Consider the following 22783-nt stretch of genomic DNA (forward strand, 5'->3'; position numbering starts at 1 on the left):
ACGTCACGCCACGCGGTCGGCACCCCCCGAAGAGGGGGACGCGCGAGGTTGCTGCCCAGCCCGCCCCTTACGACGTCGTGGCGTGCGCGCTGCGGGGACCCCAGGCCGGCGACGACTCGATCGCGCCGATGATCCGCGGCCGCAGCTCGTCGGCCTGGATCACGGCGTCGACCGAACCGACCTCGACGGCCCGTCGGATGCTGTGCACAGCGTCGAACTCGGCCGCGATCTCGCTGATCTTCTCCGCCCGCACCGACTGCCGGGTGTCGGCGAGTTCCGCGTTGAGACTCGACCGGTCGGTGCCGGAGGCCTGCGCAACACTCGCCTCGAGCTCACGGACCCGCGGATCCGCGCCGACACGCTTGGCGACCTCTCCGGCGAACACCACGGCCGCCGCGGGGGCGCCACCGAGGACCGAGGCGAACGAGCCGTCGATCGCCAGCACCGTCATGTTCGGGTTCAGCGCCTTGGAGAACACCACGAACGCACCCCCGTGATATCGCGAGATCACGCAGAACACGATGGGGCCCTGGAAGTTCACGATCGCGCGCCCGATCTCGGCACCGTATTCCAGCTGCAGCTTGCGCATCGATTCCGGTGAGCCGTCGAATCCGGACAGGTTGGCCAGCACCACCAGCGGACGGTTGCCGCTCGCGACGTTGATCGCCCGTGCAGCCTTCTTCGACGACTGCGGGAACAGCGTGCCCGCGGTGTAGGTGTCCGGACCGTCGGTCGGGGTGTATCCGCGACGCTGAACCTCCCGCGACTCGATACCCAATAGGCACACCGGGATTCCGCCCATGTGGACGTCGCACACGACCGCGGTCTCCGCGTCGGCCATACCCGCCCACCGCTCGAGGACGGCGTGATCCTGATCGGCGACGGCACGGATGACGGTGCGGATGTCGAAGGGCTTCTTGCGATCCGGGTTGCTGGCCGACGAGAAGATCTGCCCGACGGTGGTGAAGTCGCTGCCCGCGAGGACGTGTGGGTAGTCGGAGATGTCGCGGTCCGACGGATCACTGGTCTCCGCACGGCGCGGCGTCCGCTCACCCGGCACCACATAGGTGTGGTCGTAGTGCGACATCAGGAGATCCCGTGCCGCACCGAGGTTCGGCGCCCAGTACTGCGCCTGACCGTTCGGGCCCATCACACGGTCGTAGCCACCGATACCGAAGTTGTCCTCGGCGGACACACCACCCGAGAAGTCCAGCGACTGCTTGCCGGTCAGCACCATCGCGGAGTCCGGCGTCATCACCAGGACACCCTTGGTGTGCATCAGCATCGTCGACTCGGCGTTCCAGTAGGGCTGCGCACCGACGTTGATCCCGGCGACGACGATGTTGATCTCGCCGCCCGCCTGGGTGAACTCGACGACCCGCTTCAGCGCCCGGGCGACCCAGTCCATGTTCTCGGTGCCCGAGTCCATCGAGATGCGGGCGCCCGACGACAGCGCGTACCACTCGAGCGGAACCTGCATCTGCTCGGCGAGGTCGAGCGCCGCGATGACCCTGCTGCACTCCGGTTCCGACAGCGCACCAAGCGATTTGGTCGGATCACCGAGAAGCACGACGCGCGTCACGCCCTGCGGGTACTTCTCGGTGGGCGTCGTGACGACACCCGCGACCATCGCCGCACTGTTGTGACCCTTGGGACGGTCCACCCGGATCAGACGCTGCTCGGCGTCCAGATCGTATTCGGTGAACTCGCCCAGGAGATCGGCCAATTCGTACGGGTAGACGGTGTTGCGCTTCGCCGCGCGGAGCACCTTCTGGCGGTACTCGTCGACCGGCTCGATCGGATCGTCCGACGGCTCACCGACCTTCACGTCGAATCCGCCGGTGGCGTTGACCGAGAACTGCACGGTCACCTTGGCCAGCTCGCCGGTCTCCCGATCGCGACTGCGGGCGATCAGCTGGACCTCTTCCAATCCGACTCCCCGTGTGGTGCCACGGATGTGGTCGGCGATGGTGTCCAGGACGTCGGCATCGGCGTCGATCGGCGGCCACACATAGATGATGATGCGGTTGGTGCTCGACGGCCGGCGCGATCCGCGCTGCGCCCGACGGATCGAGTCGACGCACGACGCCAGGACCGCTTCGGCGGTCGGCAGTGTGAGCAGTCGTCCGTCCTGTTCACGCATCGCGGTGAGGTCACGCACCTGGGCGAACGCGATGAGACGTTCGTCGGAGGCGTTCTCCCTTGCGACACAACGGAACAGGTAGACCTCTTCGTCGTCGGCCGACGACAGTCGGGTGAGGTCGAACTTGCGGAGACGTTCCATCTGCATCCGCTGCGCGATGTACGGGTGCAGTCCGCGGATGAGCCGCTCCTCGGCCATACCGGTGGCCGACGGGCGGAACGTGACGTGATGATGCATCCGCGCGTCGCCGCTGCCGGCGACCGTGACGGTCACGCGATGCACCTGCGGGGGCAGCGCGCTGTTGGCGACGATCTCGTGCAGCGTGCCGGCGAGCACGTCGAACTCGTCCGGCTGCTGCTCCCAACTCAGGTAGATGTCAGCGTCGACGACGGATGCGGTGTCGCGTGCCAGTTCGGCCAGTCCACCCATCGCGGCGGGCAGCGCCTCGAAGCCGACGGCGGCGGACACGAGGTTCAGGCCGTCGCGCTCGGCGGAGACGAATGTCGCGCCACCGGCCTGGTGCGTGCGCACCTCGGAGAGTCCCTTGTTGCCGTAGTAGCGACGGGTCAACACCTCGAGCATGACGGTGTTGTCCAGGTTGCCGCGGTCGATCCGCTGCCCGAGCAGACGCACGAGCGGCTCGGTGCTGCGGACCATGTCGTCGACGCGGTCGGTGCGGTCGGCGGCGTGCGGGTTCTCGTCGAGGTACCGCAGCTGCTTGCGCACGTTGTTGTAGACGCGTGCGCGGTCACGGCGTTGCAGCGGCTGGCCGTACCAGGCATAGACCACGCCGCGGGCGAGGTCGGCGATCGCCGGGAAGCGGACCTGTGTTGCTGCGACCAGACGGTCGAGGGCAGTGCCGACCGCCTCGCGCAGTTCGTCGCGCGGTGTGGGCTCGCGTAGCCACTCCCGCAGCAGGGTGCTGATCACGGCGACCGAGTCGGTCGGGTTCTGCAGCGCGAGGAAGATGCGGAACACCCCGGCCTCGAGCTCGGGGGTGCGTTCGAGGTCGGCGACGTCGTAGTGGCCCAGCGCGCGACCGAGCTGATCGTGGAACGCCTGCGGCAGACCGTCGCGCTCCACGTCGAGGCTCTGCAGATAGGTGTGGAAGTTCTCACGTGCGCTGTGCACGTGCTCGACGCCGAGTTCGTCGCTCGACGGCCGGTTCTGACTCAGCTCGGCGAGGTCGGCGAAGACGGTGATCAGTTCGAGCTCGTCGGCCAGCGGACGGCGACCGCTCTCGATGGCGGCGCGACGGACCGCGAAGTACTCGTCGAGCAGCCGCATGCGATCGTGCGGGTCGACGTCGTAGCCGAGGAGCTGGCTGCGCAGATCTTCCTGGCTGCGGGTGGTGCGCTCGTGCGGCTCGAGGTTCGGCTCGGCCGGCAGTTCGAGGTCGACGGTGCCGGTGGCCTCCTCGACGGCCTCGTCCTCGTCGTCGTCGGCGAGCGGCTCGAGACGCAGCAGGGTGGCGCCGGTTTCGACCTGGCTGCCGACGGACACCGTGCATTCCTTGAGGCGCGAGCGCACCGGCGCGCGCAGCACGGTCTCCATCTTCATGCTCTCGAGGACGAGCACCGGTGCACCGGCCTCGACCTCTGCGCCCACCTCGAGCGGGGTGGCGACGACCAGCGCGGGCGCGGGCGACCGCACGACACCGCCTTCGTCGCGGCTGACGCGGTGGGTCACTCCGTCGACGTCGACGAGGTGGATGGGCCCGTGGGTGTCGGTGACGAGTCGGTAGCGCACCCGATTGACCACGAGCTGAGCGCTGTGCTCGTCGAACCGTTCGAGGTCGACGTCGGCGGTCTGGGTCTCGGTGCCCGCCTCGATGGACACGCGGAAACGATGCGCGCCGATGCGCGCGACCCGCACCCGGTATCCGGCGCCGCGCAGCTTGAGGTCGAGGGGACGGCCGCTCTCGTGCTGGACCTGCGGGCGACCGCCGGACGCCGTCGACATCAGGCGCTGTCGCTCGACGAGTTCCTCTTCCTCGTAGGCGTCGATGGCGGCGGCGGCCAGTGCGATCGCGGAGTGCCGGTTCGCGACGAGACCGCTCTCCGCGCGGACCCGGTCGATCCAGCCGGTGTCGGCGATTCCGTCGATGACCTTCGGCTGATCGAGGAGTTCGAGGACGAAGCTCTTGTTGGTAGCGCCACCCGCGATGATCACCTTGGTCTCACGGACCGCGCGACGCAGACGTCCCAGCGCCTCGTCGCGGTCGCGGCCGTAGGCGATGATCTTGGCGATCATGGAGTCGAAGTCGGCGGGGATTGTGTCACCCTCGCTGACGCCGGTGTCGACGCGGATGCCCGGACCGGCCGGCAGCTGGAGGAGGTCGATGCGCCCGGGCGCCGGTGCGAAATCGCGGTCCGGGTCCTCGGCGTTGAGCCGTGCCTCGATCGCGTGACCGCGCTCGCGCGGCGGTTCACCCTCGAGACGTCCGCCCGAGGCGACGTGCAGCTGCGCCCGCACCAGGTCGAAACCCGTGGTGATCTCGGTGATCGGGTGCTCGACCTGCAGGCGGGTGTTGACCTCCAGGAACGCGAACAGCTTCTCGCCCGGGTGATACAGGAACTCGACGGTCGCCGCGCCCCGATAGCCGACGGCGACGGCGAGCCGCTCGGCCGACGACTTCAGCTCGGCCACCTGCTCCTCGGCGAGCACCGGCGACGCCGACTCCTCGATGATCTTCTGATTGCGACGCTGCACCGAGCAGTCGCGGACGCCGAGCGCCCAGGCGGTTCCCTGGCCGTCGGCGATCACCTGCACCTCGACGTGCCGGGCCCCGGTGACCAGACGTTCCAGGAACACGATGCCGCTGCCGAAGGCACGGGCGGCCTCCTCGCTGGTGCGGGTGTAGGCGTCGCGGAGATCGTCGTCGTTGGTGACGACGCGGATGCCGCGGCCGCCACCACCGGCGGTCGCCTTCAGCATGAGCGGGTAGCCGATGTCGGCTGCGGCGGCGACGGCCTGATCGATGGACTCGACGGCACCGCGGCTCCACGGCGCGACCGGCACACCGACCTCCTCGGCGATCAGCTTCGCGCCGATCTTGTCGCCGAGCTTGCGCATCGCCTCGGGCGACGGCCCGACGAAGGTGACGCCGATGCGCTCACAGAGTTCGGCGAACAACGGATCCTCGGCGACGAAGCCCCAGCCGACCCACGCGGCGTCGGCGTTGGTCTCGAGCAGCGCGTGCTCGAGCAACTTCATGTTCAGGTAGGGCCGTGCCGCGGCGGGCCCGAGGTCGTAGGCGACGTCGGCCTCGCGAACGAAGGTCGCGGTGCTGTCCACGTCGGTGTGCAGCGCGATCACCTCGATCGGCCGGCCCGTCTCATCCGAGAGGCCTCGAACGGCATGGATGAGGCGCATGGCGGCCTCGCCTCGGTTCACGATGGCAATGCGAGTGAACATCACCGACTCCCTTCACTTCGTCGTGCTGCGATCCACGGGGGTTGGCGGTGCAGCTCGGCGGTCCAGGTCAACGGTGTTTCCGGACACGCGCGGTGGTCAGACGTGCTGATTCTTGCGAATGAAATCGCTACGCGCGAGTACGGAAGAAACGGCACTGAGTGTCATACCGGCCGAAACGCGCGTGCCGCGGCGACTGCCGCGGTCGGATCGATGTCGGGCGTCAGGCCCGCGAAGACGCGCCCGGCGTCGTCGCCGTGGACGAGGTCAGCCCAGTTGCCGCCGCCGTCGTCGTGATGCCAGAACGCGCCGCGGGCGAATGCGCTCGTGGCCCAGCGTGGTCCACGGGTGGCGAGGGTCGCCGCGATCGCCGACCATGCCGGTGCGAGATCGGCGGGCGGCGGGAGGTGATCGATGCGGGTCGGCACGTGTGGCGATCCGCATCAGGCGAAGCGCGCTGCCAGCGCCCGCAGGGTGCCCTCGATTCCCTGTCCGTTCTTCTTGTCGTAGCCGAGAATTTCGATGATCTTCGGGATCTTGATCGTCGAATAGTCGAAGGTCTCGGTGACCTCAGTGGCCGTCGGCGAGGTCGGCGACAACTCCCATCGCCACCGGTGGCCCATCGGGTGCTGCCATTCGACGACCTTGTCGTCCTCGTAGTCGCTCACCGTCGAGGTGATCTTGTACGGGACGCCGTACTGCTTCATGCCGACACTGAACCGGGCGCCGCGGCTCAACTTCTCCGGCCCCGTGACCGGGGTGTCGCGGACGGTTCCCGAGCCGTCCAGCTCGGGATGCCGGTGCGGGTTGGCGACGAGGGCGAAGATGTCGGCGGCCGGTGCGTTCACGGTGACCCGCCGCGCGACCTTGTGCGGACCGGATTCGACGGGTGTGACGGGTGCGTCTGCCATGGACCCAACCTACCGCCCGGTGTGGAAGATGGAACGGTGAGACACCTCCGTGGCGGACTTGCCGTGGCCACCGCGGCCGTCGCCACGGCCGCCGTCGGTGCAGGCTGTTCCCAGGGGCCGGACTCCGATGTCGCGGGCAAGTCGTCGGCAGTGGCGTCCCGACCCGCACCCAGCACGCCCGTCACGAGCACCCCGTCGGCGGTGCGTGACCTGCTCGCACGGGGCGCCGGCATCGAATCCCGCGACGGCCTCGGCCGCCCCCCTCGTCGACGCGACCAAGAACGGCGCCACCGACTCCGCTTACCTGTACGCCGGGGCCGAGGGCCTCGACGAGATCCTCGTGATGACGTTGCGACACGGCGCGGATGTTCGCAGTCTCAACCGATTCGGAGGCACCGCCCTGATCCCGGCGAGCGAGCACGGCCACGTCAGCACGGTCCGGCTCCTCATCGATGCGGGCGTCGACGTGAATCACGTCGACGCCGTCGCGGTGGACCGCTCTGCTCGAGCGGGCGCCGATCCGATGATCCGCGACGGCTCCGGGCGCACCGTCCTCGGCAACGCGGAACGCCTGGGCCAGAACGAGATAGCCCATATCCTGCAACAGCATCGGAACTGAGGATCATGACGACCGAAGTGTTCGCCGGAGTTCCCGTGAGCGATCTCGCCCGGGCAGTGGACTGGTTCGAGCGGCTGCTGGGCGACGTCGAGTCGTTCGATCCCGACGACGTCGAGCGGGTGTGGACGGTGACCGATCACGGTCACATCTATGACAACGGGGTTCGCAAGGCGGTGTTCCGCGATCCCGACGGCAACGAGATCGGCATCGGCGGGATGGTCCATCAGGACTGAGTCGATCAGGACTGATCGGACTCTGCAGCGTCGATGAACTCCAGTGAGTCGGTGAACACGATCCCGCCACCATCGAGGCCGACGGCCCACCGTCGGAGCCGCGCGATGTGATCGTGATCGATGGTGACCTCGGTCGGGTGGCTCTTCAGCAGATCGCTGAAGTCGTCGACGACGACACCTTCCGCGGATCCGCTTCCGTCGGGTAAATCGAGGCGGACCCGCCGGGTGTCCGCCGGTGCTGTGGGGTTGGTCATCGGGGGTCTCCTCGCGCACGGTCCAGTGACATCCCCCCAGACGACGATATCCATCGCGCCGGTGGAGCAACAGGATTGTGATCAGACCGAGGCTGACCCAGAGACTGATCCGTTATGACCTACGGTCGAGAGTGGAGGTCTGTCGAGCAGCAGGCGGTCCTCGGACGAATCAGCGATCCGATGGAGGAACCATGAGCGACAACATCTACCGCGTCACCGAGATCGTCGGCTCGTCGACGACGGGTGTCGACGACGCGATCAAGGGCGCGATCTCGCGCGCGAGCCAGACAGTGGAGAATCTCGAGTGGTTCGAGGTGGTCGAGACGCGTGGTCACATCGAGAACGGTCAGGTCGCCCACTTCCAGGTGACGTTGAAAGTCGGTTTCCGACTGCTGGAATCCTGATGACGGTGTCACCGCATCGGCAGCGGTGACAGCTACACCGATCCGGTTGTGGTGGCGAGGTTTTCGATCCAATCCGAACCTACGTCCCGGGCACCGGCCGTCCCGATTGCCGCGACCACAGGTCCGGGTCGTCGCGGAGGAGTCGATTGCGTCCTTTTCGGCGGTACCGCCAGATCTGCAGGGCGCCGAGACCCCACAGGAGGAACTGCGCCGACATCGCCCAGGTGAACGCTTCGGCGGGATAGCCCGTGACACCGTCGGGGGTACGCCAGTCGAGCAGGAGTCCGATCAGCGCGACCGTGGTGAGGCTGGCGAAGAACCCGCCCTGGTTGATGATCCCCGTCGCGGTGCTCACCCGGACCACCGGATTCGAGGTCCGCCCGAGGTCGAAACCGACCATCGATGCCGGTCCTCCCATGCCGCACACGACGACGAGGAGCACGAGCAGCCAGAACGGCGCTGTTCCCGGCCAAGACAGCACGAGGGCCCACATCCCGGCGATCGCCGCGATGACCAGGAGGACCAATGTCGACCGATGCCAGGGCCAGCGGGTGATCAGCCACGCGAAGGCGGGGCCGAATCCCATGATCGACAGCACCATGATCGTCAGGAGCAAGCCGGCCGACGCCGAGCCGAGGCCTTGCCCCTGTACGAAGAAGGGATATCCCCAGAGCAGGCCGAGCACGGTCGCACTGAACTGGGTCGAGAAGTGCATCCAGAATCCGAGGCGGGTTCCCGGATGCTCCCACGACGCCCACAGACTGTCCTTGATGCCGGCCAACCCCAGCAGGGGGCCCGCGGTGGTGCGCGCCTGCGGCGAATCGCGCACGACGATCAGGGTCGCCACGAGGAGGACGGCGCCGATCGCGGCCGTCGCGAGGTAGGCGCGGGTCCAGCCCAGTGACGACAGGGCCCACGTCATCGGCACGGCCGCGGCGACCGCACCGAGCTGCCCGAGCACGCCGGTGAGCTGTGTCATCAGTGGAATCCGCCGGGCCGGGAACCACGAGTTGACCAGGCGCAGGACGCACACGAAGGTCATCGCGTCGCCGACTCCGACGAAGAACCGCGACGACAGCGCCCACGCGTAGTTGTCGGCGAAGGCGAAGCTCAGCTGGGCGCACGTCAGGACGAGCGTGCCGGTGAGCAACACCCGACGTGGACCGAATCGGTCGACCATCAGTCCGACCGGCACCTGCATCAGCGCATAGATCAGCAGCTGCAGGACGACGAACGTCGACAGTTGGGATGCGGTGATCTCGAACCGCTCGGCCGCGAGAAGACCGGCGACGGCGAGCGAGGAGCGGTGGAAGACGGCGACGAAGTAGACGGCGAGACCGACGATCCAGATGACCATCGCCTGGGAGGTGCGAGGTGCTGTCGTCATCGGGGAGGACTCAGGCGGTCTCGACTGCGCGCGGAGCTCTGGATCACTCGACCATTGTCCGCCGCCTCCGAGAATGCGCCCGACCCACCTCGTCGGTCTCAGAGCTGGCGATCACGTGCAGCAGCGCGTTCTCGACACCACTGGATTTCGCCTCGGCACACCCATCCACCTACGAGGCGATGTTCTCGATGCAGTTGGACGTGCGCTTCGCGGACGAGTCCACTCCCGCAGAACCCCGCGATGCCTTCGACGTCGTGGTGGCCGCGATCGATGACACCGCGTCCACCGACTCGGCTACCCGGGCGGAACTGTCGTGGAGTGCCCTCCACGGGATCTCGGTACTCACCAGAGGTCACGACTTCGCCCGGAAGATGCACGGAATCGGATCGAGGTGCTCGAGAAACTGTTCGGTGGGACCGCGTAGTCCAGATCAGATCCGCCCAGATCCGTGGCACCGCGACGTCCACGGCCGGCAGGCCGCCGGCCGCTACTGATCGAAGGCGACGAAGGTGGGGCGGCCTCCTCGACCGATTCGCGTTCGGACACCACGGCATCGGCCGGGAAGGTGTCATCCGGCCAACCCAGCGCGATGTTCTTCATGATCACCTGATCGTCCGGAATCCCGGCATGTTCTCTGACCACGGGCGACTGTACGAGGCCCTGGCTGTTGATCACCGCGCCCACACCGATTACCGGTGCTCGTGTCGGGCATCGCGCAGAGTCAGGCAGAACAGTCAGTCCTGGTCACAGGTGGCGGCAGCGGCTGCGGCGCCGGTATCGCAAGCAACGCTGGTCGCGTACGGGCCACCGGCGGCCTGGACGTCATGAACAACGGAACGGTCCTCGTCCCGGGCTGCTCCGGCGTCGTCGTGGCCACTGCATCCTCCGACTGCTCGGCGCTCGGCACGCCAGGGATGGCGTGTTGCGCCAGTGTCTGACCTGTTGCCTACCCTTGAACCGTGGACTTCGAGACCTTCGGCGGCCTGTGGGATCGCCACCCCGCGTGGCGGCTGCTGCGCGCCCATAACTCGCCCCTCATCCTGGCGTTTCTCGGGAACTTCTTCGTCGAGGGCAACAGGGGCGCCAGCTCGGCAAGTGACCTGGCCACAGCGCTGGACGACCTCATCTACGACCTCAACACCACTGCGGCGGCCGACGACGGACAGCAGCGTTTCCCTAAAGAGTCACACGCCTACCTCGAGGACTGGGCCGCCACCGACGCCGGATTTCTACGCCGCTTCTACCCGGCCGGCGACGACGAGGTCCACTATGAGGTGACACCAGCATTCGAGAAGGCATACGCGTGGGTCGTCTCGCTGCAAGGCCGGTCGTTCGTCGGCACCGAGTCGAGGCTGCACACCGTCGTTGAGTTGCTGCGGCAGATCGTGCACGGAATCGAGTCCGACCCGGACATCCGGTTGGCCGAACTCCGTCGACGCCGCGCGGAGATCGACGTCGAGATCGATGCGGTCGAATCCGGTGACGTGTCGGTCCTCGACGAGGTCGGAGTGCGCGATCGATATCAGCAGCTGTCGTCGACCGCACGGGAACTGCTCTCCGACTTCAGAGAGGTCGAGGACAATTTCCGCCTTCTCGACCGCGCCGCCCGCGAGAAGATCGCCTCGTGGGACGGCCCGAAGGGCGAGCTGCTCGCCGACTTGGTGGGTAGCCGCTCAGAAATCGCCGGCTCTGATCAGGGCCGCAGCTTCCAATCGTTCTACGAGTTCCTGCTCTCCGACGCCCGCCAGACCGAGCTGTCCGATCTTCTCGCCGCGGTGTCGTCGCTGGACATCGTCGACGCCGACCAACGAATCCGCGGCATCCACCACGACTGGTCGGAGGCCGCAGATCGCACCCAGCGCACGGTGCGACAGATCTCCGAGCAACTGCGCCGTTTTCTCGATGACCAGGTGTGGCTGGAGAATCGCCGAGTGCTCGATCTCGTTCGTGTGGTGGAGAGCACCGCCCTCGAGATCCGCGACCGGGAACCGGGGTTCGGGCTCGAGGTCGATCAGCCCGGCATCGAGATCGTGCTGCCGTTCGAGCGACCGCTGTATCAGCAACCGGCGAACGTCACCGTCGAGAGCCGGCTCGACGACGCCACGGAAGAGGTCGACGCCGACCTCCTCTTCACCCAGAGCTACATCGATCAGGCCCGGCTGGCCGCCAACATCCGCAACATCCTGCCCGAGCGATCGTCGGCGCTGTTGTCGGATGTGATCGACATGTGCCCGATCGAGCAGGGTGCGGCCGAGATCGTCGGCTACCTTGCGCTCGATGACGACAACGTGAGCGTCGACATCGACGACACCGACGAAACCCTGCTCGTGTACACCGACCCTTACGACCCGGACACGACCAAACGTGCCCGGCTGCCGAGAGTCACGGTGAGGCGACGATGACCGAGGAACACGCTGTCGCGAGCGCGATCATCCGCCTGATGCAGGGCGTCGTGTATCGCGAATCCGACGAGGACACCTGGGGCACCCTCGAACGCTCCGGCGCCGCGGTCCGCGACCATTTCGCCACCATCGGCGTGGACATGGTGATCGACGACTCCGAGGGCTACGCCTACCTACGATCCCGCCCGGAAGACGAAGGCGACGAACCACTTCCGCGGCTCGTGCGTCGACGTGCGTTGACCTACAACGTAAGTCTGCTGCTGGTGCTGCTACGCAAACGGCTGTTGGAGTTCGAGATCACCGGCGGCGGCGGGCGACTCGTATTGTCGACCGACCAGATCGTGGAGATTATGCGACTGTTCCAGGCCGAGTCCACCAACGAGGCGCGCGTGGTCGACCAGGCCGAGACGACCATCAAGAAGACCGTCGAACTCGGCTTCCTGCGCCAGCTGCGCGGCCAGACCGACCAGTGGGAGGTCCGACGCATCATCAAAGCATATGTCGACGCGCAGACGTTGTCGGACTTCGCGGGCAAGCTCCGCGAATACGCGGGGACTGCGAGCGCCGATGAGTGATGGACTGTTCTCCTCGGTGGAACTCAACGCACCAGGCGGTGGGGCCGGATTCCGGCTACAGCACGTCGAGGTGCTGAACTGGGGCACCTTCGACCGGCAGGTCTGGCGACTGACCCCTAACACCGAGACCGCGCTGCTCACCGGCGACATCGGCTCCGGCAAGTCGACTCTGGTCGACGCGGTCACGACACTGCTGATGCCGGCCCACAAGATCGCCTACAACAAGGCCGCGGGCGCCGAGGCCAAGGAACGCACTCTTCGGTCCTACGTCGAGGGTCATTACAAGTCGGAACGACAAGAGGCGACCGGACGGTCCCGCGCCAAAGGGCTGCGTCAGGACCGCGGTACCTATTCGGTGATCCTCGGGGTGTTCACCAACCCGGGTTACGACGAGACCGTCACCCTGGCGCAGGTCTTCCAGCAGCGAGACAGCGCCGGGCAGCCGTATCGCTTCTATGTCACCGCGACCAAACAGCTCGCCATCGCCGCCGATTTCGCCGACTTCGGGTCCGACCTGCGCGATCTGCGCAAACGCCTGCGGTCCGGCGGGGCCGATGTGGTCGACGAGTTCCCCAGGTACTCCACGGCGTTGCGGCGCCTGCTCGGCATCCGCTCCGAGCAGGCGCTGGAGCTGCTGCACCAGACAGTGTCGATGAAGTCGGTCGGCAATCTCAACGATTTCGTCCGCGGGCACATGCTCGAACCGAGCGATTCGACCGACCGCGTCCGCGACATCATCGCCCACTTCGATGACCTGACCAAGGCATACGACGCGGTCAAGCGGGCGCGCGAACAACTCGAGGCACTCGACCCCATCGTCGCGACCACGCAGAAATACGACACCGCGCTGGCCGAACGTGACGCCCTCGACCTTCAGCGTGCGGCCGTGCGGCTGTTCATGGCCGAGCACCGTGCCGGTCTGCTCGCCGACGAGATCGACACGCTCACCGCCGAGGGCGAACGCCTACTGCGTGATCAGGACGAAGCCAAGGCGCGGCAACGCACTCTGAGTCGGGAACGCGATTCGCTCATCGAGGAGCGCGCCCGCGCCGGCGGCGACCGCGTGGGTGAGCTGGAACGCCTCGCTGCCACCGCCCGCGACGATGTGGACAAACGCCGTCACGGCCGCAACCTGTTCGACACCGCCGTGACCGACGCCGCGTTCGAGCCGGTGGCCACCGGGGAACAGTTCACCGCGCTACGCGGCCTCATCGCGGATGAGCGCCCACAGCTGGTGGAGACGAAACAGGCGCTCGACGCGTCGATTGCCGACGCCATCGGACGGGAGAAGGAAGCGGCCAGGCGGTGTGACGCCATCCGTGGCGAGCTCGACGACCTCGCCGGCCGCACCAGCAATCTACCCCCCGATCAGGTCCAGCTGCGCGATGAGCTGTGCACCGACCTAGGCCTGTCCCACGACGATCTGCCCTATGCCGGTGAGCTTCTCGACGTCGACGAGGAACACGCGGAGTGGCGCGGGGCGGCCGAACGGGTGCTGCGCGGTTTCGCGCTGTCCTTGCTGGTGCCGCAGCAGCATTACGAGGCGGTCACGCAGTGGGTCAACGGGAGGCGGCTGACGTTCCGGGGTTCCGGCGGGCGGACTGTCGGCGCGAAGCTCGTCTACGAGCGGGTTCCGGCACGGCGAGTTCCGTTGCAGCGCCAGGATTCCGCCACCCTGCTGCTTGCCGACTGTCTGGACATCAAAGCCAGCCCGTTCCACGACTATCTACGTGATGAACTGTTCAAGCGTGCCGATCACCGGTGCGCGGGGACACTCGAGGAGTTCCGGTCCGCCAAACGGGCCGTCACCCGGGAAGGCCAGGTCCGTTCGGGCGGTCGCCATGAGAAGGACGACCGTCATCGCGTCGATGATCCCCGCCGCTGGGTTCTGGGCTGGGCGAACGAGCGCAAGATCGCCGCGCTGCGCGAGGATCTCGCCGACCTGGACCGGCAGTGCACGATCGCCGGCGCGGAAGTCGCGTCACTCTCCGAAGAACGGGATCGGTTGCAGACACGCCGCGAAGCACTCGCCCGTCTCGACGGCTTCCATTCCTGGGCCGATCTGGACGTCGACGAAGCGCAGCGGCGCGCCGACGACCACGAGGCCGAACGAGTCCGGCTCGAGTCGGGTTCCTCACGCCTGCAGGAGATCACGGCCGCACTGGAACGCAACTCCGAGCTCGCTTCCGCTACGGACACGGCCATCGACGACCTCACCGGCAAGCTTGCCACCACCGCGGCAACCCGGCATCGTGCGGAACAGGATCGTCAGCGCGACGACGACTTCGTCGCCGGCCACACCGACAGCGACCTTGCCATGGCCCGCGCATCGTATGACGCACTGACGCAGCGACTCACCCGGTCACTGCCCACCCGGGCCGCCGACTGTGCGGCCGCAGAGAACTCGTTGTCGTCGAGTCTGCATCAACGCATCGAACGACTTACCCGCGAACTCGGCGGTTACGGTCAGAGCCTTGCCCAGTACATGGCCGAGATGCTGCGCCGCTGGCCGGATCTGCGTTCCGACATGGACGCCGACGTCGACGCCCGTGCCGATTTCGTCACGTTCCGTGAACAGGTCGCCACCGATGATCTGCCGCGCTTCGAGTTCGAGTTCAAGGAGCAACTGAACAAGAACGCAATCCAGGAGCTGGCCGGGTTCAACAATTGGCTCAACCGGCAGGCCGCCTCCATCGACGAGCGCGTGGCCCGAATCAACGAGGCGTTGGGCGCAGTGCCGTACAACCCGGGGCGCTACATCCGGCTGGAACGGGCGGCCACCACCAATCAGGATGTGGCCCAGTTCCGTGCCGATTTGCGCAATCTGACCAACGACAGCCTCGCCGTCGACGGCGACCAGTACTCGGAGCGGCGCTTCTTGGACGTCAAGCGCATCATCGAGCGCTTCCGTGGCCGCGACGGGCATGCCGATTCCGACAAGAACTGGACGCGCCGCGTCACCGACGTCCGCAACTGGTTCGTGTTCTCCGCCTCCGAACGCGACGTCGACACCGATATCGAGTGGGAGCACTACAGCGACTCCGACGGCAAGTCCGGCGGGCAAAAGGAGAAGCTGGCGTACACGATCCTCGCGGCGTCGCTGGCCTATCAGTTCGGTCTGGAATGGGGTGTGGAGAAGTCCCGCGACTTCCGATTCGCGGTGATCGACGAGGCGTTCGGGCGCGGATCGGACGTATCGACGCGCTATGCGCTGGATCTGTTCGCCAAGCTCGGTCTGCAGCTGCTCATCGTGACACCACTGCAGAAGGTTCACGTGATCGAGCCTTATGTGAAGGCGATCGGCTTCGTCGACAATCCAACCGGCACGTTCTCCCGGCTGCAGACGATGACGATAGAGGAATACCGGTCGCGCCGCGACGGGCGGTTGAGGTGACCCGTCGGTGGACCTCACCCGCGGATATCGCGGCAAAGGTGCAGCGACGCTGGGACGATGGCACGCTGCTGCGTGCCCATGCGGCCGGTGATCCGTTCGAGCCCGTCGAGATTCCATTACGAGGCCCCACGGCGTCGCAGATCGGCGAGGATCTGCTCGTCGCACGCGACTGGGTGACAGCGCTGGACTCCGAGCGGCGCGACGACCGGCGCTACACGCTGATGTGGCAATCAGTCGGCGGCCGACAGGTCGGCCGCAACCGATTGCCGTCACGCGCTGTCGTGTCGTCGTTCGAGCAGGCATGGGCGCTGCTGGGTGTGTCGTCGGCGGTGCGACAGTTCGACGAACTGCTCGAGGAAGCCTCGACTCATCCGTCGGTCCGCACCTGGATGCTCCGATACCCCTTGCGGGCACTCGAATTGGCCCCGGAGATGCCGCGACTCATCGCTGCGTACGCGTGGCTGGACACTCACCGGGGTTCGCATCGCTACCTCCGTGAGATCAGCGCACCCGGCGTCGACACCAAGTTCGCCGAACGCCATCGCGCGGTGTTGGCGGCGATGCTCGGGGTGTCGTCGACGGCATCCGGATTCCTGCGCGGCCTCGGCCTGCAGTCGAGACCCGAGTTCGTGCGGCTGCGGCCGTCGCCGTCCCTGGGTTTGCCGGCACCGTTGACCGAACTCACTGTCCGCGCCGACGAACTCGGACGACTTGGGCTGCAGCCACGGTCCGCACTCGTGGTCGAGAATGAGATCACCTACCTCAGCGTCGACGTCCCCGGTGACGGAGTGGTTCTGTGGGGCAAGGGTTTCGAAGTGGATCGGATCGGCCGCCTCCCGTGGCTGAGGGATGTGGAGATTCGATACTGGGGTGACCTCGACACGCACGGATTCGCGATCCTCAACCGGCTGCGGACATGGCTTCCGCAGACCGAATCGGTACTGATGGATCGCGAAACCCTGATGGCGCATCGGGACCGCTGGGTGACCGAGGACCGCCCGGCGACGTCAGAGCTGACTCGACTCACCGCTGCCGAGCACGACCTCTACGACGACCTCGTCACCGACTCGGTCGGCGAACGCGTACGTCTCGAGCAGGAACGCGTCGACTGGAGGTGGGCGGAGCAGCGACTCGCCGCTTCGACGTGATCGGCTCTGGACACCCTGAGCTGACGATCCAGCCGATCAGCGTTCCGCGGAACGCTCAACTTGTCAGAGGCCGTCGATACATTGGGTGTCAACCGGTTCACATCTGTCAGGGGGGTCATGATGTCGGTTGTCGCAGTGCCGTCGTCGACGAACGAAGCGTCGCCGACAGGTAAATCGTCCAACATCTTCGATCACGTGGCCACAGAAGACCTGACCACCGACGAGATCGGGGCCCGCCTCGTCGGATACGCCGGTCAGATGGCGGCGTTGACCGCGCGGTTCCTCGAATTGCTCGCCGAGTTCGACCGCCGCGGCGGCTGGGGTGGCGAAGGCATCATGTCGTGCGCCCACTGGCTGAGTTGGCGTACGGGCCTGGCGATCCGAACCGCGCAAGATCATCTCCGCATCGCACATGCGTTGCCTGAACTTCCGCTCCTGCGCCAGGCCTTCAGCGAGGGACGGCTGTCCTATTCCAAGGTTCGCGCCCTGACCCGGGTTGCCACTCCGGAGCGCGAGGAAGAGCTCCTCCACGTTGCCTTGTCGGCCACCGCCTCACAGGTGGAACGTCTGGTGCGGTCCATCCGCAACATCGATCGTCACCGGGACGAATCCGAATGCGGAACCATCGATTCCAGCAGTTCGTGGAGCTGGAACCTCGACGGCTCGTTGTCGGTGACGCTACGGCTCTCCCCACTCGACGGTGCCCGTTTCCTGGCCGGCGTCGTCCGGGCCGAGTATGAGCGGACTCGCACCGCCGGCGATCCCGACCTGATCACCGAGCCGGCACCCGGTGAGGACACCTCCGACGTCGCTGAGAAGCCGCCTGGCCATCCAGGATCGGCGGATCTCTGGCGCAACGTCCCCTCTGACATCGCGCCGGCCGTCGTCGCGATGGGTGACACCATGCAGACGGTGATCGCCGCACCGGAGTTCATACCCGGTGCCGAACTGGTCGTCCACACGCACGACGATGCCGACCCCCATCTCGATGACGGACCCGCGCTCGAGGATGTGGACGTCGACGAAGCCGCCTGCGGCGGAGCAGTCCGGAAAGTGAAGCACGCCAGGAAACGTGGAGGCACACGCGCAGTGGTGCTCAACTATGGCCGCAAACGCCGCATGCCGACCAGGAAACTGATGCGCGTGCTGTTCGAACGGGATCGCTGCTGCCAGCATCCCGGCTGCGGCCGCACCCGCCACCTGCACGCCCACCACGTGACGTTCTGGTCACAGAACGGCACCACCGATCCCGACAACCTGATCCTGTTGTGCTCTGCTCACCATCGCGCGTTGCACCGAGGGGAGTTCGCCATCACAGCCCTTGGCGGCCAACAGTTCAGCTTCCACAGATCCGACGGGTCAACCATCGAGCGAGCACCGGCGGTCCACAAACCCGACGGGTGGAAACCCGATACGACGATCGACGACGACGCAGTGCTGCCCATCAATCCCGGACGTCACCTCGACGCCGGCTACGCGACCGAAGTCCTCTACGCCGCGTGGGCGTGGAAAGCGCGGCAGCCCGACGACGTCCTCGCTGCGGCGTAGCGTTCCGCGGAACGTTCGTAGCACGCCTGCCGCGGCAGGAGAATTTCGAGAATCGAGCCTGGGGATTTGCAGCGCTTGAGAACTGACCAGGTCCGCGATTTCAGGATGGTCGCATACGGTTAGCCCCACGATACTGGCTATTGTTCGGCACCAGCCGACTTCAGAGAAACGGTGTGTCCTACTTCGACGCCGATGCGCGGGCCTTCGCACGTTTACGGTCGAGCCGGTGACACTGTCAGTTGAACGCATTCACATGTTCGGATCGTCGCTCGCCGCTCTTGAATCCGTAGATGCTCAATGCAATTCAGCCAAGGCGGATAGCGCCCCGAAACGGATCATCAGGTCTCGGGCGTGCGCGCCTGCATCGGGCTTTGACAACTCATGCTGAGGGACGCGAACATACCCACGTGTTCGACTGGCAGCCTGATCGGCTCACCTTCAAGAAGGTACCGTACCCATGGCCTGTCACGGTATAGGTGACGGCGACTGTCTCGGTGACACCATTCGCAATGAGCACAACGTCATCATTCATGTCGCGCCATGACGGATAAGGCCTCAGTTCTGGCAGGTCGATGGTGACTTCCAAGTCACCAGTCTCCCCACGAAACCGGGTAACCGATGGGCTTCATAGCCGGAAGATGGCGTACGCGGTAGCCGTGGGACCGAGCGACGGTTCCCAGGTCGGGCCTTTCAGCCGTTGCCACTTCAACTCACCGATATCTGCACTTGAACGTTGGTGAGAAATGACCTCTCTTGAGAGTCGATGCTGAAATACATTGCAGGCCAAGCAATTGTGGCGAGATGCTCTTGGCATTGACGGCGCTCACCCGCAGATCGCCACAGTAGGAGCCGCCATAGGTGGGGAATTTCAGTGAGCACACCCGGGGAACCTTCTTGAGCCTCGTCAGATCAGCCGCAACGCGCCATTGTGGCGAGGTAGGTCGCAGTCGGCGCGGCGCCGCGAAGCCTTCATTCACTCTAAGACTATGGTCATCGGAATGCGCTACATCGACTCCGGGTCCCGTGACCCGCAGCATGCATTGGGGACATGGCTGAGCAGTGAGCTGGTCGAGGGCGTGGCTCCGACGGCACTCCGGATGCAGACTGGCTTCTTTAGCTCGCACGTTCTCGGCTATTTCGAGAACGCGTTGAGGTCCTTGGCCAGCAGTGACGGGCACACCAGGTTTCTCGTCGGGTCGAATGACGGGCAGACCCCATATAGCGCGATGGCGCACCTTCTCGCAGTGACCGGAGCGCCGCGTGCCGGCATGAAACTTGGAGTGGTCAGCTATCAGACGGGCTTTTTCCACCCGAAGGTGGTCCACATCACCCGCGCCGACGGATCGTCCACAGCGTACGTGGGATCAGCGAATCTGACGGGATCCGGTGTGACGTCTCTACATGTCGAGGCCGGATTGATCGTCGACAGCAAGTTCGACTCACCCGCAGTTCTGGACTCGATCGCCGACGCTATCGATCAGTGGTTCACTAGCTCCCGAGCAGGAATGTACCTCGTTTCTGATCCTGCGGACCTCCAGCCGCTCGTGCAGGCAGGTGTCCTCGACGTTAAGCCACCTCGATCAAAACGGAGAATCTCACCTCCGGGGCAGGGCAAAGCAGGTACCAAGCCCGCAGGTGCGTCGCTGTCCACGTTGATCTCGGTCCCGCCAGTGCAGACACCGCCTCCCTCCGCCAGTGGTTCCACCGGCCCTGCGGCGGATAGTCCACCCGTCACAATAACCCCGTTACCACCAGGTCAACCGCCAAGTGCGCCCACCCCGGGTGTCGCGACTGCGCAGTGGGCGAAGAAACTGTCCAAGTCCGACGCCGGACGCAAACCGGGTCCCAACGCCAACTCGCGAGGAAGCATTCCCTTGGGGAAGGGGAGTCTGGTTAACCAGAGCAAAGGCCTGAACCAGGTAGACTTCTTCATGACTTTTCTCAGGAACCAGTTGTTCAGCCCACTTGTGTGGACCCAAAGCGCTAACAACAGCAATCACAATCCCATCAACACGACAGAGGTGCCGATGCACACCACGGTCGATAGGAAGTACTATGGGCTGAAGACACTGAAGATCAGCTACGACCCGGACAGAATGCAAGGGTCGCGAGCCGTCCCCATCGGCCAGATCCACACTGAACCTATCGCGGACATCTTGAAGGCCATTGATGTGACCGACATGAATCTGGAGATCACGCTCGACGTCAGTGGTGACTACTGGTTCACTATCACGTGAGGTCAGCGGGCGGAATTACGCTTGGCCCGCCCATTCCGACGATCGCGGAGCGTCACCCAGGCGGCTCTGGCCGACGCCACCTCCTCGGGCGTGAACGCAAGACCATCGATGAGTACGATCTGATCAACTAGGTCGAGAGCGTCTTCAATCCGCTTAGCACGGACCAGCTCATCAACTTTGTCGACCAGATCGTCGGGCACGAGAGTGGGATCCGGGACACGTAACTCCTCGGCCTCGCTGGGTTCGAGTTCCAGAATCCCGCCACCGTAGCTACGCCCCACGATCTCACTCATTGCGAACGTAATCGAGTTGAACGATGCTGTAGCCAAATGTGGCGCGCTTATTCCGTCAACTAACCGCATTCGGTGCACCGTGTCCGTGCACGTCGCGCTTGTCTTGTTGGCGATCACGCGTGGATGGGTGTGGATCTGTCGAAACATGAACGCGTCGGCCTCCCAGATCGACGGCACAACCCACCACTGTTTGCGGATACTGCATTTGTAGCCGGTGTGGACGTCCTGTTCCTCGCCGAGCGCCACATACTCTCGCAGCCCCCGGTGCCGTGACAGCGTGGCGCCGCGCGCGTCAAGGAGTGCTGTGCGTCCTGCGGCCTGCTGATGGTCGTCGTCTGTATAGACAATTCCGCTCAGTTGGGCCGAGCGTGCTACGAGTGGAATCGTCAGATTGCTCACGCGGCGCTCTTTTGCATCTTCGGGCGACATGACGAAGAACGAATTCCGCCCGGTCACCACACCGACATCAACGGAAGCAAACTGCTCCATGGCGTTGAGCCGACTGTCCGACCTGAGCGATCGGACAGACTCCACCTGCGAGGGTTCGAGGAGGTACTTCGTCCACTTCTCACGCTCGTGCAATGGTGCTCGGACCGGCGCCGTGCCGATCTTAAGCGCGGCGAGAGAGGCGGCATCGTCGACTTCGATGACCTGGATTCGGGCAGGACCTGCGCCTCTCACAGCGAGAAGGAGGACCACCTCCTGCAGAATCCCTGGAAACACGAGCCGCCTGAAAGTGACTACGTTGACGTCGGTGCAGTTGTCGACGAGGAACTGACGCAACTCGGCGGCGTACCCTACCTGCATCAACTCAGCCGGTATGACCAGGCCGATGCGTCCGCCCTCGCGACTGGCGGTGACTGATGCCACGACGAACGGGACCCACGCGTTAGTGAGCTTGTTGGGGCGCATTCCGACCGAGCGCATGAAGTCGAGTGCATCGGTCCGCGTCGGCTCGGTCCAACTGCCGAAACGAATGTAGGGAGGATTTCCTGCAACTCCGTCGAACTTCCCATGTTTACTCTCGGTGAACCAGTTGAAGAAGTCACCCACCTCGATGTTGGCGCCCGTCCTTGCGGCGGCGAAGGCGGCCTCCTCGGGAAATAGTTCGACACCTCTGGCGCCCTTGGACCTCCGCGCCAGAGGCTCAAGAATGCTCCCGTCTCCGCATGAGGGTTCAAGAAGTCGGCTGCCGGCCTGGGCCACCCAGTCGGCGACAAACTCGGCGATGGGCGTCGGCGTGTAGTAACCGCCACGGAGTTTGTCGTCCGTCGGCGCTGCCTTCGTGTCGAAAACTGTCATGGCGTGCTCCTGACGGTCGAGTGAATGCTCTCATTGTACAGCGCCCTACACATAAATATGCTGTGTGCTACGCCGATGTGTATAACTCGCTATACACTGAGGGCCATGTCCGTGGTTGAACGCGCAGAGAGGAAAGCGGCCCTGTTAAGGCGAACCGCCAACCTCGTCGAGCGTCTCCGTGCGGTCGAAACCGAACGGGATTCCCTCATTGAGCAGCGAGACGGCCAGTGCCGGGAACTCAAGGCCGCCGGTGCGTCGATAAGGGAGCTTCAGGAAACACTCGGAGTAAGTCGCAGTAGAGTGCAGCAGATACTACGTGACGAGATACCCTGAAACACAGATCAATCCCCATCCATGTGCTTCCCGCCGCCACCCACAAACTCGAACACAACCAACATCACTGCTGGTCGTCATGGCAGTAAAGCGGCTCTTCCTGATTCAGAGTGCGTGTAGGCGTTCTGCGAGTTGGCCGGAGTGGGGTTCACCCCGTATGCCGGACACCGGTTAAGCCTCGATCCA

The 22783-nt window shown here is 65.4% G+C and carries 17 protein-coding genes and 1 pseudogene; 11 read left to right on the plus strand and 7 right to left on the minus strand.

Going from position 1 to position 22783, the window contains the following annotated elements; translation table 11 throughout:
- Positions 1–67: 67 nt before the first annotated feature.
- From QSJ19_RS22860 to QSJ19_RS22870, 3 genes are all read right to left on the minus strand, one after another.
- Positions 68–5560: an ATP-binding protein gene (locus QSJ19_RS22860; protein WP_286323298.1), complete on the minus strand. Its 5493-nt coding sequence runs from the start codon at positions 5558–5560 to the stop codon at positions 68–70.
- A gap of 161 nt (positions 5561–5721) precedes the next feature.
- Positions 5722–5985: a hypothetical protein gene (locus QSJ19_RS22865; protein ID WP_286323299.1), complete on the minus strand. Its 264-nt coding sequence runs from the start codon at positions 5983–5985 to the stop codon at positions 5722–5724.
- A gap of 15 nt (positions 5986–6000) precedes the next feature.
- On the minus strand, positions 6001–6468 hold the full coding sequence (locus tag QSJ19_RS22870; protein ID WP_286323300.1) for an SRPBCC family protein: 468 nt from the start codon (positions 6466–6468) through the stop codon (positions 6001–6003).
- A gap of 205 nt (positions 6469–6673) precedes the next feature.
- Between QSJ19_RS22870 and QSJ19_RS22875 the strand changes: the two genes are divergently transcribed.
- Both QSJ19_RS22875 and QSJ19_RS22880 read left to right on the plus strand, forming a co-directional pair.
- On the plus strand, positions 6674–7087 hold the full coding sequence (locus QSJ19_RS22875) for an ankyrin repeat domain-containing protein (RefSeq protein WP_286323302.1): 414 nt from the start codon (positions 6674–6676) through the stop codon (positions 7085–7087).
- 5 nt (positions 7088–7092) lie between these two features.
- Positions 7093–7320: a hypothetical protein gene (locus tag QSJ19_RS22880; protein WP_286323303.1), complete on the plus strand. Its 228-nt coding sequence runs from the start codon at positions 7093–7095 to the stop codon at positions 7318–7320.
- Positions 7321–7325: 5 nt separating this feature from the next.
- Here the strand turns inward: QSJ19_RS22880 and QSJ19_RS22885 are convergent, their stop codons facing one another.
- Positions 7326–7574 (minus strand): hypothetical protein, encoded by a 249-nt coding sequence (locus QSJ19_RS22885; protein ID WP_286323304.1) that lies wholly within the window; start codon positions 7572–7574, stop codon positions 7326–7328.
- A 191-nt stretch (positions 7575–7765) separates the two neighbouring features.
- On the opposite strand from QSJ19_RS22885, the gene QSJ19_RS22890 reads away from it, so the two are divergent.
- Complete coding sequence (locus QSJ19_RS22890; protein WP_187584495.1) at positions 7766–7978, plus strand: dodecin; 213 nt, start codon at positions 7766–7768, stop codon at positions 7976–7978.
- Positions 7979–8057: 79 nt separating this feature from the next.
- Here the strand turns inward: QSJ19_RS22890 and QSJ19_RS22895 are convergent, their stop codons facing one another.
- Positions 8058–9365 (minus strand): MFS transporter, encoded by a 1308-nt coding sequence (locus QSJ19_RS22895; RefSeq protein WP_286323305.1) that lies wholly within the window; start codon positions 9363–9365, stop codon positions 8058–8060.
- A gap of 188 nt (positions 9366–9553) precedes the next feature.
- Between QSJ19_RS22895 and QSJ19_RS22900 the strand changes: the two genes are divergently transcribed.
- On the plus strand, positions 9554–9859 hold the full coding sequence (locus QSJ19_RS22900) for a hypothetical protein (protein WP_286323307.1): 306 nt from the start codon (positions 9554–9556) through the stop codon (positions 9857–9859).
- On the opposite strand, the pseudogene QSJ19_RS26870 reads toward QSJ19_RS22900, so the two are convergent.
- A pseudogene (locus QSJ19_RS26870) lies at positions 9853–10052 on the minus strand (nitroreductase family protein); the annotation flags it as partial. The gene QSJ19_RS22900 and the pseudogene QSJ19_RS26870 overlap by 7 nt on opposite strands.
- A gap of 272 nt (positions 10053–10324) precedes the next feature.
- Here QSJ19_RS26870 and QSJ19_RS22905 point away from each other — a divergent pair.
- From QSJ19_RS22905 to QSJ19_RS22930, 6 genes are all read left to right on the plus strand, one after another.
- On the plus strand, positions 10325–11767 hold the full coding sequence (locus QSJ19_RS22905) for a DUF3375 domain-containing protein (protein WP_286323309.1): 1443 nt from the start codon (positions 10325–10327) through the stop codon (positions 11765–11767).
- Positions 11764–12342, plus strand: coding sequence for a DUF4194 domain-containing protein (locus QSJ19_RS22910; protein WP_286323311.1), 579 nt, complete (start codon positions 11764–11766; stop codon positions 12340–12342). The genes QSJ19_RS22905 and QSJ19_RS22910 overlap by 4 nt, the downstream gene beginning before the upstream one ends.
- Positions 12335–15736: an ATP-binding protein gene (locus tag QSJ19_RS22915; protein WP_286323312.1), complete on the plus strand. Its 3402-nt coding sequence runs from the start codon at positions 12335–12337 to the stop codon at positions 15734–15736. The genes QSJ19_RS22910 and QSJ19_RS22915 overlap by 8 nt, the downstream gene beginning before the upstream one ends.
- Positions 15733–16884: a Wadjet anti-phage system protein JetD domain-containing protein gene (locus QSJ19_RS22920; RefSeq protein WP_286323313.1), complete on the plus strand. Its 1152-nt coding sequence runs from the start codon at positions 15733–15735 to the stop codon at positions 16882–16884. Before QSJ19_RS22915 ends, QSJ19_RS22920 begins: the two co-directional genes overlap by 4 nt.
- 120 nt (positions 16885–17004) lie before the next feature.
- On the plus strand, positions 17005–18432 hold the full coding sequence (locus QSJ19_RS22925) for an HNH endonuclease (RefSeq protein WP_502876326.1): 1428 nt from the start codon (positions 17005–17007) through the stop codon (positions 18430–18432).
- A 998-nt stretch (positions 18433–19430) separates the two neighbouring features.
- Positions 19431–20669, plus strand: coding sequence for a phospholipase D-like domain-containing protein (locus tag QSJ19_RS22930; RefSeq protein ID WP_286323315.1), 1239 nt, complete (start codon positions 19431–19433; stop codon positions 20667–20669).
- 2 nt (positions 20670–20671) lie between these two features.
- Here QSJ19_RS22930 and QSJ19_RS22935 read toward each other — a convergent pair whose 3' ends face one another.
- The gene (locus tag QSJ19_RS22935) at positions 20672–22264 is read right to left on the minus strand and encodes an N-6 DNA methylase (RefSeq protein ID WP_286323316.1); all 1593 of its coding nucleotides are present in this window, start codon (positions 22262–22264) and stop codon (positions 20672–20674) included.
- Between the two features lie 105 nt (positions 22265–22369).
- On the opposite strand from QSJ19_RS22935, the gene QSJ19_RS22940 reads away from it, so the two are divergent.
- Positions 22370–22597 carry a hypothetical protein gene (locus QSJ19_RS22940; protein WP_286323317.1) on the plus strand — a complete coding sequence of 76 codons (228 nt, stop codon included), beginning with the start codon at positions 22370–22372 and terminating at the stop codon, positions 22595–22597.
- Positions 22598–22783 lie beyond the last annotated feature (186 nt).

The organism is Gordonia sp. ABSL11-1, from assembly GCF_030315685.1.
Taxonomy (GTDB): Bacteria; Actinomycetota; Actinomycetes; order Mycobacteriales; family Mycobacteriaceae; genus Gordonia.